This window comes from Stenotrophomonas maltophilia (assembly GCF_002799245.1).
GTDB lineage: Bacteria > Pseudomonadota > Gammaproteobacteria > Xanthomonadales > Xanthomonadaceae > Stenotrophomonas > Stenotrophomonas maltophilia_S.
In genome coordinates this window covers 151,971-167,272 of sequence record NZ_NEQV01000002.1, presented here as the reverse complement: position 1 = coordinate 167,272, position 15,302 = coordinate 151,971, and the positions used below count along the sequence as shown (strand labels likewise).

Genomic DNA, 15,302 nt, shown 5'->3' with positions numbered 1-15,302 from the left:
CTATGGAGCTGGAAGCGACTTAATCCCCTCCGTCCCCTTTTTTGAGAGGTTCGTATGGAAACGATGGAACTGCACCGCGGCCGCCTGATTGACCACCTGCAGCTGGTGGTGCGTGACCTGGCCGCCAGTCGACGCTTCTACCAGGCGGTGTTCGACACCATCGGCGTGCCGCTGGGCGGTGAAGGGCCGGACTTCTTCTGGGCCGACGAACTGTTCATCTCCAGCGCCAGCAGCGAGGCCGCTGCTGGCCAGCTGACCGGCCGCCACCATCTGGCCTTCCAGGCGCGCGACAGCGCCACCGTCGATGCCTTCCACACCGCCGCGATCGCGGCCGGCGGCACCGACAACGGCGCGCCGGGCGAACGCCCCTACCATCCGGGCTACTACGGTGCCTTCGTGCTCGATCCGGATGGCAACAACATCGAAGTGGTCTACCACGGCCCGGCCCGCTACAGCGCCGACTCGGTGAAGGTCACTTTCTGATTTCACCGATGCCGTGAACGAAGAAGCCGGGCAATGCCCGGCTTCCCTGCTTCCTGCGCTGCAGCCCTCAGTGGGCGGCCATGTAGATGTCCTGAAGCACGGCCTTTTCCAGTTCCAGCTCACCCAACAGGTTCTTCACGATATCGCCCAGGCTGAGGATGCCGACCAGGCGGGCGCCTTCAGTGACCATCAGATGGCGCCGCCGCGAGTACGTCATCAACGACATGGCCTGTTTCAGCGTGGCTTCCGGCGCAATGCCCTCCAGACCAGTGGACGGCAGGCTGGAAATCACCCGGCGGCCGGCCTGCGGGCCGTCGTCGGCCAGGGTACGCACGATGTCCTTTTCGGAAATGATGCCAATCGGGGCATCGTCCTTCATCACCACCAGGGCTGCGATTTTGTTCGCGCTCATCTTGTGGGCGGCGGCACCGATCGTGTCTTCGGCATCGATGGTGATGACAGCTTCTTTCTTGGATTGCAGGAGTTCGCGGACGTTCATTCTTGTTTCCTGGTGCAGGTCACTGAAGTCAAAAAAGTGTGCTCTTCCGATACGCCCCCTCCCCGGGAACAGACCTTTCAGCGCACGTCTGGCGCACCCGGCTGCCGCTCGGAAGGAATCGGCAGACAACGTGCTGCAACGCGAACGAGGCGGGTTCAACCGCGCAACCCGTATCTCGGACGAATCGATTCTACGACTGCGACACTCGGTCACTACCGGCATCGATGGGACAGTTCGTCGTGGGAACCAACTGACGATCCAGAGAATGGCACCGTGGCTGAAACCGACGCTGAATGCGTCGAGATCCGCGCACTCAAGATCCCGCGCGCCGCGCCGACGGGCCGGACAAAATCATCCGGCCATGTTCCACTTGCAAAGTGAGCGCCCCGCCTGATCGGCGTGAAAGGAAAGCACGGCAACCGATCCGGGCAGGCCGGTTGCCGCAGCGCAGTGCGCTGCGGGCGTCCACCAGGAAAAGAATTGCGCACCCTGCCTTGACAGCCCGGCATGGCGCAGGTACTTAACGCTCATAACAGGATGTTCATGAGCCATACATATGGAATTGGACAAAAACCGGCACAACGCCGATGTGGCATCCCGCGCTTCACAAAGCGCGCTGTCGTCTCTGCTCAAGCGCTTCTGGCGGGATTTCATTGGGCACCGGAAGGCATCCGTAACGCTGGCGGCCAGCCTGATGGTCCTGTCGGTGCTGCTCCAGCTGCCTGTTCCGCTGCTGACGATGCACATCATCGATGTCGTTGTCGAAAAGCGCGCTTTCAGCATCGTCAACCAGCTGGGCATGGCGCTGGTCGCGCTCATCCTGCTTCGCCACGCATTCTCCTACATCAATGAAAGCGTCACGCTCACGCTGAAGGAATCGATCATCGTCGACGCGCAGTCGACGCTGTTCCGGCACCTGCAGTCACTCCCGCTCAAGTTCTTCACCAACAAGCACTCGACCTACCTGCAGTCGCGCCTCATGAACGATGCGCGCGCCGTCGAGGGCGCGCTGGTCAGGAACTTCGTGACCATCGCGGTCAATGCGCTGACCTTCGTCGTCGGCGCCGCAATCATCCTTTACCTGCAACCCCGCATGGGCCTGGTGCTGCTGCTCACCATCATCCCGTTCGGTTGCATTCGCCTTTTCACCAACCAGCGCATGCGCTCGCTCAGCGCGGACATGCAGGAACAGCAGGCGGCCACGTCCGCAGCGATCAGCGAGCGCCTGGCTGGAGTGGCCACCATCAAATCGCTGGGCCAGGAGAACAGCCAGGCCGAACTGATGACGCAGCGCCTGGAAACGCTCAAGGGCGTCTATGTGCGGACCAACTGGTTCGGCGTCGTCAGCGGCATCGGCACCAGCCTGGTCACGTCGCTGAGCACAGCGTTCGTGCTGTGGTACGGGCTGCATCTGGTGACACAGGGCGAGATGTCGCTCGGCCAGGTCGTCGGCATTCTTTCGCTGATGAACTTCCTGTACGCCCCGGTCAACGCACTGGTTGCCGCTAACATCGGCATCCAGCAGGCGGCCTCTGCGGTGCAGCGGATCTATGAATTCCTCGACGAGGAACCCGAGCACGCGCATGGAGAGAGCTTCAGGCTCTCCCAGGGACGCGTCGAATTCCGCGCCATCGACTTCGCTTACAAACCCGAATCCAAGGTCTTCCAGGAGTTCAGCCTGACCATCGCCGGGCGCGAAACGATCGCCCTGGTGGGCCATTCGGGGGCGGGGAAAAGCTCACTGGTCCGCCTGCTGCCACGACTCAACGAGATCCAGGCAGGACAGATCCTGATCGATGGATCCGACATCCGCAGTGTCGCGCTTCCAGATCTCCGGGCGGCCATCGGCATTGTCGAGCAGCAGGCGTTCCTGTTCACCGGAAGCATCCTGGACAACATCCGCCTCGGGCGGCCGATGGCAACGCAGGAGGAAGTGGTCGCCGCCGCACGCAATGCCAATGCCCACGACTTCATCAGCGCCCTGCCGCAAGGCTACGAGACATGCGTAGGCGAGCGTGGGCTCACCCTGTCGGGGGGCGAGTGCCAGCGAATCGCACTCGCCCGCATGTTTCTGCGTGATCCCCGGATCCTCATCCTCGACGAGGCGGTATCGGCACTCGATTCGCAATCGGAGGAAGCCATCCAGCGAAGCCTGCAGTCGCTGTGCCGGGGCCGGACAACCATCATCATCGCCCATCGCCTGTCGACCCTGATGCTGGCCGACAGGATCGTCCTGATCGAGAAGGGCATGCTGGTCGAAGAGGGAACCCACGAAGAACTCATCGCCTCGCAGGGGGCATACGCTCGCTTGTTCCAGCAGCAGTTCCAGTCGCAGCACGTCCACGGGAAAGACCCCATCGGAATGGAAACGACCTGAGAGGATCGACAATGAACATGGTGATGCTCCCCCCCCGCGTCCGCATGTGGAATCGGGATGGCTGGTACCTCTACTTCGACCCGCACAACTTCAAATGGGTGCGGGTGAACGATTCCGGTCACTTCATCCTGACCCGGCTGCAGTTGTATCGGACCACCGAGGACATCATCAGCGAGATCGTCGAGCGCTTCGGCATGACCGGGGATGTCGCGCACGCGGCCGTGCATCAGTTCGTCGACGATCTCTCCAGCGTCGGCTTCCTGCACCACGACGAGTACAACGAAGGCGAACGGCCGACCTTTGGCCCTCGTGCCTTCGCGCACACGGTGTACATGCACCTCACCAACAACTGCAACCTGAAGTGCCCGTACTGTTACAACAAGAGTGACCGGGAGTACAAGATCAAGATGGAGAAGCAGGGCAGGATCGCTTCGATCCTGACCACCGACGAGAGCAAGGCGCTGATAACCCGGCTGGTCGAGAACGGCGTCAAGCACCTGGTTTTCACCGGTGGTGAGCCGCTGATGAGGCCAGATGCCTTGGAACTGTTCGAGCATGCCCGGTCCCTGAGCAGCACGCTCAAGATCGAGGTGCTGACCAATGGCATCCTGATCAAGGATGCGGTTGCCGAGAAGCTCTGCGAATTCGTCAACATGGTGACCATCAGCCTGGATGGGCACGAACGGCACATGCATGAGCGCTACCGGGGGCGCAACACGTTCGCGCCGACCATTCGCGGCATCCGGAAGCTGGTCGAGGTCCGCAAGCGGCGCGGCAAGCCAGGCCCTCGCATCTCGCTGGTGCCCGCGCTGACCGACAAGAACATCGGGTTCATGAAGGAGATCTACGAGTTCGCGCTCGATGATCTCGGTGTGGACGGCCTCGCTCCTATCCTGTTCCAGGCCGGTGATCATCAGGAACTGAGCATCCAGCAGATCCCCACCCTGGCCGAATGGGGAGTGGCCCAGAACCGCACACGGGACTATCTGCGCGGCCGTTCACCGCAACCGGTGAAGACCGCCCCGCCATCCCCCGTCGTCCCGCGCAACCACTGTGGCGTGGGCGAAGGTGAGTTCAGTGTTGACCCGGCCGGATTCGTATACCCGTGCCAGACGATGCATTTCGACCAGTTCATCTGCGGAAACGTCAGGGAGCTGGATATCAAGGAAATCTATGACACATCGCCCGTCATGCGTCGCGTCAGGACGGCGGTGGTCGACAATCTGGATGTCTGCAGGCATTGCGACGTCAAGTACTTCTGCAATGGCGGGTGCAGGTCTACCGCCTTCAATGTCTATGGTGAGTTCGAGAAGCACAACGAACTCTACTGCAGGCATCTCGAGAAGCTTGCCGTCGACCGCATGTGGGCAAACTGCGAGTTGCCGCTCCACGCCACGGAAGGTGTCTGTGCGTAATGCCGTGAGCCCGTGTTGCGGTTAAAGGCGGGCCGTGCATGTGCACGGCTCATGGTTGTACACAACGAAGGAGAAAACAGCATGTTCAATCCTCAGGTGTTTACCGGTACGCAGGACCTGCAGGCAGCTGCAGGCGCATGTGGTTGCGGCTGCGCGTGCAGCGGCGGCGGTGCGGGTGGTGGCAGCGGCAGCGGCGATGACTCGATGCAGCAGCTGTAACACCGGCTGAAAATCCCCCCTTGAGCCAAGGCTCAAGGGGGGACCCTGACAACGCACCAGCAAATTCCTCTAGGGACATCGCATGAAACGCCATGTTCACCTGATGGGAATCGCCTTTGTCGTGGCAGCCCTGAGCGCCTCGGCAGCGCCCCATCCAGCATTCACGCCTTCGGCCGGATTCTCGATCACCGACGGCACGCTTTATCGTGGCAAGGCCGCGATCGCCAGCCATTTTTCCATCTCCAGGACCGGGATCGGATACCTCTTCGTCTATGTCCCGCAGTTCGGCCTGATCACGCTTTCGACGAGCACGTTTCCCGGCGCCCAGGCGCACGGGCGTATCGAGAAGCAGGCGCTGCGATTCGATGCCGATGGCGAGGCCTTTGTCCTGACCAGCGAGTCCCCCCTGCTGGCTTCCGGAGAAAGCGTGGCATGGGTCAGCGTGGACAGGACGTTCGCCCTGCGCGGAAAGCGTGCCGTGGTCGCCTATGGCGACGACCCGGGCATGCCGTACGACTGGCCCATGCGTGAGGTTGCACGCAAGTAGCGGAGGCAGCCGTTGACGCAGCGGGACAAGGGGAACTGTCCCTCCGCCGCACACCTGCTCATGCCTGCATCAGCGAAGTTCATCATCAGACAGGACGGATTCCATGGGATCGAATGCACTTGAAAGCATGAGCAGCCACGCGACGCAGGACATCATCGTCGAGGGCCCGCTGCTGGGCGAGCTGCGCGGAAGCGGCCGTGGAGGCCTCGCCGGTTACCTCGGCGCCGGCGGCTACGATGCCCTGGCCCAGGCGATGCGAGGGGGCGCTGCGGATGCATTGGCACGCCTGGCTGCGTCGGGCCTGCGCGGACGGGCGGGCGGCGGATTTCCCACTGCAGTGAAGTGGAAGCAGGTCCGCGACAACGGCGCGCCAGCGCGCTACTTCGTCTGCAATGCCAATACCGGCCAACTGGGCGGCGGCAAGGAATCCGCACTGATCAGGCTGAATCCGCACGCGGTCATCGAAGCGGTTGCACTTGCGGCAAGTATCGTGGGTGCACAGGTCGCCTTCATCCACCTCGGGCAGTCGCTTGAGCATGAGCAGCTGCTGCTGGAAGCTGCCGTGCAGGAGGCGCGCATGCAGCATCTCCTGGATCCTGCAGCCTGTGACATCCGTATCCAGCGGTCTGAAAGTGGCTATCTGGCGGGAGAGGAAACCGCATTGCTGGAGCTGCTCGAGGGCCGACCAGGCCGGCCGCGCGGCAAGCCAGCGATGCCCACCCGCAGCGGCTTCCAGAAGCAACCCACGGTGGTGAACAATCTCGAGACCGTTCTGCAGGCCCTGCTGGCCATCCGGCTTGGCCCCGAACAGTTCCGTGCAGTCGGCAGCCGGTATGCCAGCGGAACCACCATCTTCAGTGTTGTCGGAGATGTGGCGCGCCCGGGACTGTATGAGCTTCCGCTGGGCACTGCGCTCGGCACCCTCATCCATGAACACGCCGGTGGCATTTCCGGGAACGGCTCCCTGAAGGCAGCGCTTGTCGGTGGCACAAGTGGAACTGCGGTCGGGGTGGAACACGCCGACCTGCCACTGGACTATGACAGTCTGGCCGGCATTGGCGGCAGCCTCGGCAGCGGGGTCATCATCGTACTGTCCGATACAACGTCGATGGTGGGCGTCGCACGCGACCTCGCCAGGTTCTACCACCAGAATTCCTGTGGCAAGTGCGCTCCCTGCAAGGATGGCACGCGGCGTGCCTATCACATGCTGGACAACCTTGATCGGGTCGATGAGAGCGCGACCGATTGGCAACTGTCGTCGGTGGAGCCCGTCGGCTCCCGGAAGATCCCGATGCTGCTGGTCAACGCCGCACCCGCCAAACGCGCAAGCATCAGCTATACCGATTCGGGCATCGGGCTGGAGAAGATCCGACTGATCTGCACCTGGTACTCCACCCGGGGCGATTGCCATCACCCCACGGAGTCCTCGCGGATGCTGCAAAGCCTGCTGGATGGATTCACCGACGAGTTTGAAAGGGAACGTGCGGCACCGGTGATGGACGAAGATGCAATGCGCTCGACGATGCCGGCAAACTGACCCTTGGAAGCGGCCCAATCAACGGACGTGGCTGCCGGGCCACGTCCAGGTGCGACACCTGGAGATGATGTGTGCTTGCCTACTATGTGAATCTGGCCCTACGCAGCTTCAAGCGGAACAAGGGCCTGACGATGTTGATGATCGCGGCCATCGGTGTGGGTATCGGCGGCTCGATGACGGCACTGACGGTGTTCTCCGCCCTGTCGGGAAACCCCATCCCCGCCAAGAGCGAGCGCCTGTTCTATCCACGGCTCGATCCTCGCCCAAAGAGCGATCAGGCCGCTGATGGGGAGCCAGCCGAACAACTGACCCGATTCGATGCAGAATCCCTGCTCCGTGATCGCAAGGCTGACCGCCAGGCGGTGATGGTCGGCGGCAGTGTGGCCGTGGAGCCGGAGGCATCACATATCCGGCCATTCATCGTCGACGCCCGGTATACCTCGGCAGACTTCTTCCCCATGTTCGAGGCGCCCTTCCGGTATGGCGGAGGGTGGAGCGCCACCGAAGACCAGGGGCGCGCACAGGTTGCGGTCATCTCCAGGGCCCTGAATGAAAAACTGTTCAGCGGTGCAGACAGCACCGGCAAGAGCCTGCTGGTCGCCGGTCGCCGGTTCCAGATCATCGGTGTTCTGGACCAATGGCGGCCGATGCCGAAGTTCTACGACATGACCAACGACCGCTTCAGCGAAGTGGAGCAGGTCTTCGTGCCGTTCTGGACCGCACTTTCGCTCAAACTGGGTATCCAGGGCAGCATGAACTGCTGGGGTGACGTCAGCGCGGATCCGGAAGGCGCGCAAGCCCTCAATGCGCCATGTTCCTGGCTCCAGTACTGGGTCGAGCTTCCCACCGCTGAGCGTGCACAGGCCTATCAAAGCTACCTGCAGAGCTACTCCGAGCAACAACGGGCGGCGGGACGTTTCCAGCGCCCCAGCAACGTCAGGCTGCACAACGTCATGGAATGGCTGGACCAGCGCGGTGCGGTGCCTGCCGATGTGCGGCTGCAACTCTGGGTGGCCCTGGGCTTCCTGCTCGTATGCCTGCTCAACACGGTGGGCCTGCTGATGGCGATGTTCATGCGACGCGCGCCTGAAATCGGTGTCCGCCGCGCGTTGGGCGCTTCTCGCCGGGACATATTCCGGCAGTTCCTTGTCGAGGCCGGCACGATCGGACTGATCGGTGGTGGCGTCGGGCTGCTGCTCGCCCACATCGGCCTGTGGACGGTTCGCCATCAGTCCCACAGCTATGCATCGGAAGTGCACATGGGCATGTCGATGCTGCTTGCAACCTTCGTACTTTCGGTTTCAGCGAGTCTGGCCGCGGGCATTTTCCCTGCATGGCGAGCAATGCAGGTAAGTCCTTCGGTGCAGGCGAAGCTGCAATAGGAGAACTGCAGCGGTGCGTGCCTGCGCCACGAACCGCCTGCCACATCCAGCGGCAACGTTGCACCCTTCTGTTCCGGAGATTCCATGAGTATCGGCCCCATCCTTTCCAGCCTCAAACGCAACAAGATCCAAGCGGTGCTGATCATTCTCGAGATCGCGCTCAGCTGCGCGATCGTCTCCAACGCGACGTTCATGATCAGCCAACGGTTGGAGCGCATGGAGCGGGCGACCGGCTTGGCCGACGACCAGATCGTGAGAATCAATGTCGCGGGTATTGGCGAGAGCGAGAACCCCGGAGCGCAGGTGCGGCAGGATCTGGCGGAGTTGCGCTCGATCGCCGGGGTCAAGGCCGCCACCAGCCTGAATCATGTTCCGTTCGACAATTCCGCATGGAATGGATCGGTTCGGCTGGATCGGAACCAGCGCGGCCCCAGCCTCAATGTCGCCATGTACCTGGGCAAGGACCTGCTCGATACCCTGGGTCTGACGCTGGTGGAAGGGCGCGATTTCTCTCCCTCCGAATACGTCGACTGGGAACAGTTCAACAGCGGTGGACCGGCGCTCCGGGTGCCATCGGCCATCATCACCCGGGACGTGGCCGAGAGGCTGTTTCCCGGACAGAGCGCCATTGGCAAGGAAATCTACGCGTGGAATCCGGACAATTCTCCACACCGCATCGTCGGCGTGGTCGAACGCCTGATCCGGCCCAATGACAATGGCGGCATCGAGAATGCCGGCTTCTCGCTGTTGCTGCCGATGAAGGACCTGACGATGGGCCGGTTCGCGCTCCGGACCGATCCTTCGCAGCGCGAGGCGGTCGAGAAGGCCGCGATCGCAGCGCTGGAACGCAGCAGCAACCGTCGCGTCATCATGGAGCACGCCGCCTTCACCGAGGTCATGCGGCAGTACTACCAGAAGGATCGTGACATGGCGTGGTTGCTGGCCATACTCATGATGGGGCTGCTGGCGATCACCGCGCTGGGGCTGTTTGGAATCGCCAGTTTCTGGGTCTCGCAACGGACCCGCAGCATCGGCATCCGGCGCGCGCTCGGCGCAACCCGCAGGCAGATCCTGCGCTACTTCCAGCTGGAGAACCTGCTGTTGGTGAGCATCGGCATTGCGCTGGGCATGATTGGCGCCTACGGAATCAACCAGGTGCTGATGAGCCATTACGAGCTGGATCGCCTGCCCGCGCTCTATCTTCCCATCGGCGCGGCGCTGCTGCTGCTCATCGGCCAGTTGGCGGTGTGGTCGCCTGCGCGCCGGGCATCCTCGGTAGCACCCGCCGTGGCTACGGGTGGCTTCTGAGGCGCAACCGGCAGCGAGGACGCTGTCGCCTGCACCATGTCTTCATTGATCACCGTGCCCGGTTCCCGCCCTGGCCCTGCGCAGGCTCCAGGAAGCCTGCGCAGTTGCCGAAGCCGGTACGGCGCCTTACTCCACCGTCACGCTCTTGGCCAGGTTGCGCGGCTTGTCCACGTCGGTGCCGCGGGCCAGCGCGGTGTGGTACGCCAGCAGCTGCACCGGGATGGTGTGCACGATCGGGCTGAGCACGCCGGCATGGCGCGGCGTGCGGATCACGTGCACGCCTTCGGACTCGTTGAAGTTGCTGTCCTGGTCGGTGAACACGAACAGCTCGCCGCCACGGGCACGCACTTCCTGCATGTTCGACTTCACCTTTTCCAGCAGGCTGTCGTTGGGGGCGATCACCACCACCGGCATGTCCTCGTCGACCAGCGCCAACGGGCCGTGCTTGAGCTCGCCGGCCGGGTAGGCCTCGGCGTGGATGTAGGAGATCTCCTTGAGCTTGAGCGAGCCTTCCAGCGCGATCGGGTAATGCAGGCCACGGCCGAGGAACAGCGCGTTGGATTTGCGTGCGAAGCGCTCGGCCCAGGCAGCGATCTGCGGCTCCAGGTTCAACGCATGCTGCACGCTGCCCGGCAGGAAGCGCAGCTGCTCCAGGTAGTCCGCTTCCTGCGCGGCATCGATGCGGCCATGCAGCTTGCCCAGTACCACGGTCAGCTGGAACAGCGCGGCCAGCTGGGTGGTGAAGGCCTTGGTCGAGGCCACGCCGATCTCGGCACCGGCGCGGGTATAGCAGACCAGTTCGCTGGCGCGCGGGATCGCGCTTTCCGGCACGTTGCAGATCGACAGCGTGTGCTTGTGGCCCAGCGACTTGGCGTACTTCAGCGCCTCCATCGTATCCAGCGTTTCGCCGGACTGGGAGATGGTGACGATCAGGTGCTTCGGGTTCGCATACGCGGCGCGGTAGCGGTACTCGCTGGCGATCTCCACGCTGCACGGCAGGCCCGAAATGGCTTCGATCCAGTAACGCGCTGTCAGGCCGGCGTAGTAGCTGGTGCCGCAGGCGATGATCTGCACGCCTTCGATGCCCGACAGCACCGCTTCGGCGTTCTTGCCGAACAGCTCGGCCGGGAAGCCACCGGCGTCGATCGCCGCCTCGATGGTGTCGCCCAGCGCGCGCGGCTGCTCGTGGATTTCCTTCTGCATGAAGTGGCGGTACGGGCCCAGTTCCAGCGAAGCCAGCGACACGTCGGACAGATGCACGTCGCGTTCGATCGGCTGGTCATGCTCATCGAAGATGCGCACGCCATCGCGACGGATCTCGGCGGTGTCGCCCTCTTCCAGGAAGATCACCTTGCGGGTGGCCGAGATCACCGCCGAGACGTCGGAGGCGACGAAGTTCTCGCCCTCGCCCAGGCCGACCAGCAGCGGGCAGCCCATCCGCGCGCAGACGAAGCGCTCCGGCTCGGCGCGGCTGACCACGGCCAGCGCGTAGGCACCGGTCAGCTCCTTCACCGTGTGCTGCAAGGCCACCAGCAGGTCGTCGCCGTCCTTCAGGTGATGATGGATCAGGTGGGCGATGACTTCGGTATCGGTCTGCGATTCGAAGGTGTAGCCCATCGCGCGCAGCTTCTCGCGCTGCTCTTCATGGTTCTCGATGATGCCGTTGTGCACCAGCGCCACACCGTGGCTGATGTGCGGATGCGCGTTGGCCTCGGTGACGCCGCCATGGGTGGCCCAACGGGTGTGGCCGATGCCCAGCACCGCATTGAAGCCCTCGGCCTCGGCCGCAGTGGCCATTTCCGATACGCGCCCCGTGCGACGGACACGACGTACCTCGGGGCGCTCGGCGTGGTCGATCACCGCGATGCCCGAGGAGTCGTAACCACGGTACTCAAGCCGCTTCAGGCCCTCGATCAGTACCGGCACCACATCGCGATCGGCGATTGCACCCACGATTCCACACATGTCACGCGTTTCCTTGAAGACGATCGGCGCATTCTAGCCCGCGTGTCCGGCTTCCCCCTCCTGTCCGCTTAATGAAAGTGTCCGGAAAGGTGTCCGCGGACACCCGGACACTTGAGCAGCCCACCCAACCCATTGACCTGAAAGGAAATAAAGTTGGCACGCTACATGCTTGGTACTCACCACCACCGTCAGGCACGCACCCGATGATCCGCGACACTTCCGCACAGGACCAGATCGTTTCCTCCGCCCCGGCCGGCACCCCCCGTGCAAACTGGCAGCGCTACCGCTGGCCGGCGCTGGGTGCCATCGCGCTGCTCGCCGGCATCGGCTGGGCGGTGCATGCCTGGTCCAATGCCAGTCGCTCCTTCGACAGCAGTCGCGTGCGCATCGCCGAAGTGAAGCAGGGTGACCTGGTCCGTGACATCGCCGCCGACGGCCGGGTGATCGCCGCCAACAGCCCGATCCTGTACGCCATCTCGGCCGGTACCGTGGACCTGAAGGTGGTCGCCGGTGACGTGGTCAAGAAGGGCCAGGAACTGGCGATCATCGACAGCCCGGAACTGCGCAGCAAGCTGGCCCAGGAACAGGCCACCCTGGCCGGCCTGGAAGCCGAGGCCAGCCGTGCCGCGCTGGACGCCACCCTGGCCCGCGCCAAGTCGCGCAAGGAAACCGACCAGGCCACGATCGAACGGCAGGCGGCCGACCGCGACCTGCAGCGCTACCAGCGCGGCTACGACGGCGGTGCAGTGCCGCAGATCGATCTGGCCAAGGCCAAGGACTCGCTGAAGAAGGCCGACATCACCCTGGCCAACGCCACCACCGACGCGCGCCTGCAGAGCCAGGGCGCAGACCTGGATGCCCGCAACAAGCGCCTGCTGGCCGACCGCCAGAAGGCCGTGGTGGCCGAAGTGCAGCGCCAGGTCGATGCACTGACCCTGCGCGCACCGTTCGACGGCCAGGTCGGCCAGGTGCAGGCCGTCCAGTCCACCAACCTGGCCGCCAACGCGCCGGTACTGGGCGTGGTTGACCTGTCCAAGTTCGAGGTCGAGATCAAGGTGCCGGAGAGCTTCGCCCGCGACCTGGCGATCGGCATGCCGGCGCAGCTGACCGGTGGCAACGGCCAGCCGTTCCCGGGCGAGATCAGCGCGGTGTCGCCTGAAGTGGTCAACGGCGAGGTCAACGCCCGCGTGCGCTTCGCCAGTGCGCAGCCGGAAGGCCTGCGCCAGAGCCAGCGGATGTCGGTTCGCGTGCTGCTCGACACCCGCAGGAACGTGCTGAAGGTCGAGCGCGGCCCGTTCGTCGAACAGGGCAATGGCGTGGCCTACGTGATGGATGGCCGCACCGCGGTGCGGCGTCCGGTGGAACTGGGCGTCAGCAGCCTGGGCGAAGTGGAAATCAAGTCGGGTGTGCAGCCGGGCGACCGCATCGTGGTCTCCGGCAGCGACCTGTTCAAGGACGCCGAACGCGTCTCCGTCAACTGATACCTGATACCTGAATCCTGGAGAGAGGACACCCCATGTACATGCTCGAAATGCGTTCGGTCGCCAAGGTCTTCCGCACCGAACAGGTGGAAACCCACGCGTTGCGCTCACTGGAACTGCAGGTCAAGGAAGGCGAGTTCGTCGCCGTCACCGGCCCGTCCGGCTCCGGCAAGACCACCTTCCTCAACATCGCCGGCCTGCTGGAAACCTTCACCAGCGGCACCTACATGCTCGACGGCCAGGACGTGAGCACGCTGGGCGACGATGCGCGCAGCCGCCTGCGCAACCAGAAGATCGGCTTCATCTTCCAGGGCTTCAACCTGATCCCCGACCTGAACCTGTTCGACAACGTCGACGTGCCGCTGCGCTACCGGAAGATGAGCGCCAACGAGCGCCGCGAACGCATCGAGAAGGCGCTGACCCAGGTCGGCCTCGGTTCGCGCATGAAGCATTACCCGAATGAGCTGTCCGGCGGCCAGCAGCAGCGTGCGGCGATTGCACGTGCCCTGGCCGGCAGCCCGCGCCTGCTGCTGGCCGACGAACCGACCGGCAACCTGGATACGCAGATGGCCCGCGGCGTGATGGAACTGCTGGAGGAGATCAATGCCGCCGGCACCACCATCGTGATGGTCACCCACGACCCGGAACTGGCCGCGCGCGCGCAGCGGAACGTGCACATCGTCGACGGCCAGGTCACCGACCTGGTGCGCGAACCGGTACTGACGACCCCGCGCCACATCGTCGCCGTCAACGAGTGAGGGCACTCCCATGTTCGCCTACTACGCCCGATTGGCGGTGCGCAGCTTCCGCCGCAACAAGGTCCTGACCGCGCTGATGGTGATCGCCATCGCGCTGGGCATTGGTGCCTCGATGACCACCCTGACGGTGTTCCATGTGCTGTCCGGCGACCCGATTCCCGGCAAGAGCGACCGGCTGTTCTATGTGCAGGTCGATCCGCGCCCGCGTGGCGGCTACACCCCGGGTGAGGAGCCCGAGGAACAGATGACCCGGCGCGACGCCGAGACCCTGCTGCGCGAGAAGCGCGGCGTCCGCCAGGCAATGATGAGCGCGGGCGGCGGCACGGTGGAACCGGAGCTCAGCACGCTCAAGCCGTTCTCGGTGGATACGCGCTGGACGTCGGCTGATTTCTTCCCGATGTTCGACGTGCCGATGCAGTACGGCCGTGCCTGGAACAGCAGTGACGATGACAACCGCAGCCGCGTGGTGGTGCTGTCGAAGGCGATCAACGACAAGCTGTTCCAGGGTGCCGACAGCACCGGTCGCGAGATCCGCCTCAGCGGCCATTCACTGCGGGTGATCGGCGTGATGAAGGAGTGGAGCCCCGAACCCCACTTCTTCGATCTGACCACCGGCAAGTACGGCAAGGATGAAGACCTGCTGGTGCCGTTCTCCACTGCGATGGACCTGGAGTTCGGCAGCAACGGCAACATGAACTGCTTCGGCGAGAATCCGGATGGCAACAGCAACTCGATCAGCGCACCCTGCAGCTGGATCCAGTACTGGGTGGAGCTGGACCCGGCCAAGGTCGAGGACTACCGCAGCTACCTGGTCAACTACTCGGACCAGCAGCGCGCGGCGGGCCGCTTCGAGCGCCCCACCAACGTGCGGCTGCGCCCGGTGATGGAGTGGTTGACGTTCAAGAACGCCGTGCCCAGCGACGTGCGCCTGCAGATGTGGCTGGCATTGGGCTTCCTCGGCGTCTGCCTGGTCAACACGGTGGGCCTGCTGCTGGCCAAGTTCCTGCGCCGCAGCGGCGAGATCGGTGTGCGCCGTGCGCTCGGCGCGAGCCGTGGGCAGATCTTCCTGCAATGCCTGGTTGAAGCCGGTGCGGTCGGCGTTGCCGGCGGCGTGCTCGGCATCGGCCTGGCCCTGCTCGGCCTGTATGCGGTACGCCAGCAACCCGTGGACTACGCGGACCTGGCCCACCTGGACGGCAGCATGCTGCTGCTGGCCATCGGCCTGACCCTGTGCGCCAGCCTCGCCGCCGGTTTCCTGCCCGCCTGGCGCGCGATGCAGGTTACCCCGGCCATCCAGCTCAAGTCGCAGTAAGTACGAGTACGAGGACCTC

General features: G+C 63.9%; 13 protein-coding genes. 11 read left to right on the top strand and 2 right to left on the bottom strand.

Features of this window, described 5'->3' with window-relative positions; translation table 11 throughout:
• The first annotated feature begins 54 nt into the window (after positions 1-54).
• The gene (locus B9Y64_RS06760; protein WP_100440047.1) at positions 55-483 is read left to right on the top strand and encodes a VOC family protein; all 429 of its coding nucleotides are present in this window, start codon (positions 55-57) and stop codon (positions 481-483) included.
• A gap of 67 nt (positions 484-550) precedes the next feature.
• On the opposite strand, the gene B9Y64_RS06755 is transcribed toward B9Y64_RS06760, so the two are convergent.
• Positions 551-982 carry a CBS domain-containing protein gene (locus tag B9Y64_RS06755; RefSeq protein WP_100440046.1) on the bottom strand — a complete coding sequence of 144 codons (432 nt, stop codon included), beginning with the start codon at positions 980-982 and terminating at the stop codon, positions 551-553.
• Positions 983-1,538: 556 nt separating this feature from the next.
• Here B9Y64_RS06755 and B9Y64_RS06750 point away from each other — a divergent pair.
• From B9Y64_RS06750 to B9Y64_RS06725, 7 genes are all read left to right on the top strand, one after another.
• Complete coding sequence (locus tag B9Y64_RS06750) at positions 1,539-3,359, top strand: ABC transporter ATP-binding protein (RefSeq protein ID WP_100440045.1); 1,821 nt, start codon at positions 1,539-1,541, stop codon at positions 3,357-3,359.
• Positions 3,360-3,370: 11 nt separating this feature from the next.
• On the top strand, positions 3,371-4,774 hold the full coding sequence (locus B9Y64_RS06745; RefSeq protein ID WP_100440044.1) for a PqqD family peptide modification chaperone: 1,404 nt from the start codon (positions 3,371-3,373) through the stop codon (positions 4,772-4,774).
• 81 nt (positions 4,775-4,855) lie between these two features.
• Entirely contained in the window at positions 4,856-4,993 is a 138-nt protein-coding gene (locus B9Y64_RS21925) for a hypothetical protein (RefSeq protein WP_157804500.1), read from the top strand.
• Positions 4,994-5,075: 82 nt separating this feature from the next.
• Positions 5,076-5,540, top strand: coding sequence for a hypothetical protein (locus tag B9Y64_RS06740; protein WP_157804499.1), 465 nt, complete (start codon positions 5,076-5,078; stop codon positions 5,538-5,540).
• A gap of 103 nt (positions 5,541-5,643) precedes the next feature.
• The gene (locus B9Y64_RS06735) at positions 5,644-7,077 is read left to right on the top strand and encodes an NADH-ubiquinone oxidoreductase-F iron-sulfur binding region domain-containing protein (RefSeq protein WP_100440042.1); all 1,434 of its coding nucleotides are present in this window, start codon (positions 5,644-5,646) and stop codon (positions 7,075-7,077) included.
• Between the two features lie 71 nt (positions 7,078-7,148).
• Positions 7,149-8,459, top strand: a complete 1,311-nt coding sequence (locus B9Y64_RS06730) for an ABC transporter permease (RefSeq protein ID WP_100440041.1) — start codon at positions 7,149-7,151, stop codon at positions 8,457-8,459.
• A gap of 84 nt (positions 8,460-8,543) precedes the next feature.
• Positions 8,544-9,767: an ABC transporter permease gene (locus B9Y64_RS06725; RefSeq protein WP_100440040.1), complete on the top strand. Its 1,224-nt coding sequence runs from the start codon at positions 8,544-8,546 to the stop codon at positions 9,765-9,767.
• A gap of 126 nt (positions 9,768-9,893) precedes the next feature.
• On the opposite strand, the gene glmS is transcribed toward B9Y64_RS06725, so the two are convergent.
• The gene (glmS, locus tag B9Y64_RS06720; RefSeq protein WP_100440039.1) at positions 9,894-11,732 is read right to left on the bottom strand and encodes a glutamine--fructose-6-phosphate transaminase (isomerizing); all 1,839 of its coding nucleotides are present in this window, start codon (positions 11,730-11,732) and stop codon (positions 9,894-9,896) included.
• Between the two features lie 203 nt (positions 11,733-11,935).
• Between glmS and B9Y64_RS06715 the strand changes: the two genes are divergently transcribed.
• From B9Y64_RS06715 to B9Y64_RS06705, 3 genes are read left to right on the top strand one after another with little or no spacing between them, the layout of a single operon-like run.
• Positions 11,936-13,213, top strand: coding sequence for an efflux RND transporter periplasmic adaptor subunit (locus B9Y64_RS06715; protein ID WP_100440038.1), 1,278 nt, complete (start codon positions 11,936-11,938; stop codon positions 13,211-13,213).
• Positions 13,214-13,248: 35 nt separating this feature from the next.
• Positions 13,249-13,971 carry an ABC transporter ATP-binding protein gene (locus tag B9Y64_RS06710; RefSeq protein WP_100440037.1) on the top strand — a complete coding sequence of 241 codons (723 nt, stop codon included), beginning with the start codon at positions 13,249-13,251 and terminating at the stop codon, positions 13,969-13,971.
• A gap of 10 nt (positions 13,972-13,981) precedes the next feature.
• Positions 13,982-15,283: an ABC transporter permease gene (locus tag B9Y64_RS06705; protein WP_100440036.1), complete on the top strand. Its 1,302-nt coding sequence runs from the start codon at positions 13,982-13,984 to the stop codon at positions 15,281-15,283.
• Positions 15,284-15,302: the final 19 nt, after the last annotated feature.

Bases quoted from the DNA above. Each gene is read 5' to 3' on its own strand.
- B9Y64_RS06760 (WP_100440047.1), top strand. From the start codon at position 55: ATGGAAACGATGGAACTGCACCGCGGCCGCCTGATTGACCACCTGCAG.
- B9Y64_RS06755 (WP_100440046.1), bottom strand. From the start codon at position 982: ATGAACGTCCGCGAACTCCTGCAATCCAAGAAAGAAGCTGTCATCACC.
- B9Y64_RS06750 (WP_100440045.1), top strand. From the start codon at position 1,539: ATGGAATTGGACAAAAACCGGCACAACGCCGATGTGGCATCCCGCGCT.
- B9Y64_RS06745 (WP_100440044.1), top strand. From the start codon at position 3,371: ATGAACATGGTGATGCTCCCCCCCCGCGTCCGCATGTGGAATCGGGAT.
- B9Y64_RS21925 (WP_157804500.1), top strand. From the start codon at position 4,856: ATGTTCAATCCTCAGGTGTTTACCGGTACGCAGGACCTGCAGGCAGCT.
- B9Y64_RS06740 (WP_157804499.1), top strand. From the start codon at position 5,076: ATGAAACGCCATGTTCACCTGATGGGAATCGCCTTTGTCGTGGCAGCC.
- B9Y64_RS06735 (WP_100440042.1), top strand. From the start codon at position 5,644: ATGGGATCGAATGCACTTGAAAGCATGAGCAGCCACGCGACGCAGGAC.
- B9Y64_RS06725 (WP_100440040.1), top strand. From the start codon at position 8,544: ATGAGTATCGGCCCCATCCTTTCCAGCCTCAAACGCAACAAGATCCAA.
- glmS (WP_100440039.1), bottom strand. From the start codon at position 11,732: ATGTGTGGAATCGTGGGTGCAATCGCCGATCGCGATGTGGTGCCGGTA.
- B9Y64_RS06715 (WP_100440038.1), top strand. From the start codon at position 11,936: ATGATCCGCGACACTTCCGCACAGGACCAGATCGTTTCCTCCGCCCCG.
- B9Y64_RS06710 (WP_100440037.1), top strand. From the start codon at position 13,249: ATGTACATGCTCGAAATGCGTTCGGTCGCCAAGGTCTTCCGCACCGAA.
- B9Y64_RS06705 (WP_100440036.1), top strand. From the start codon at position 13,982: ATGTTCGCCTACTACGCCCGATTGGCGGTGCGCAGCTTCCGCCGCAAC.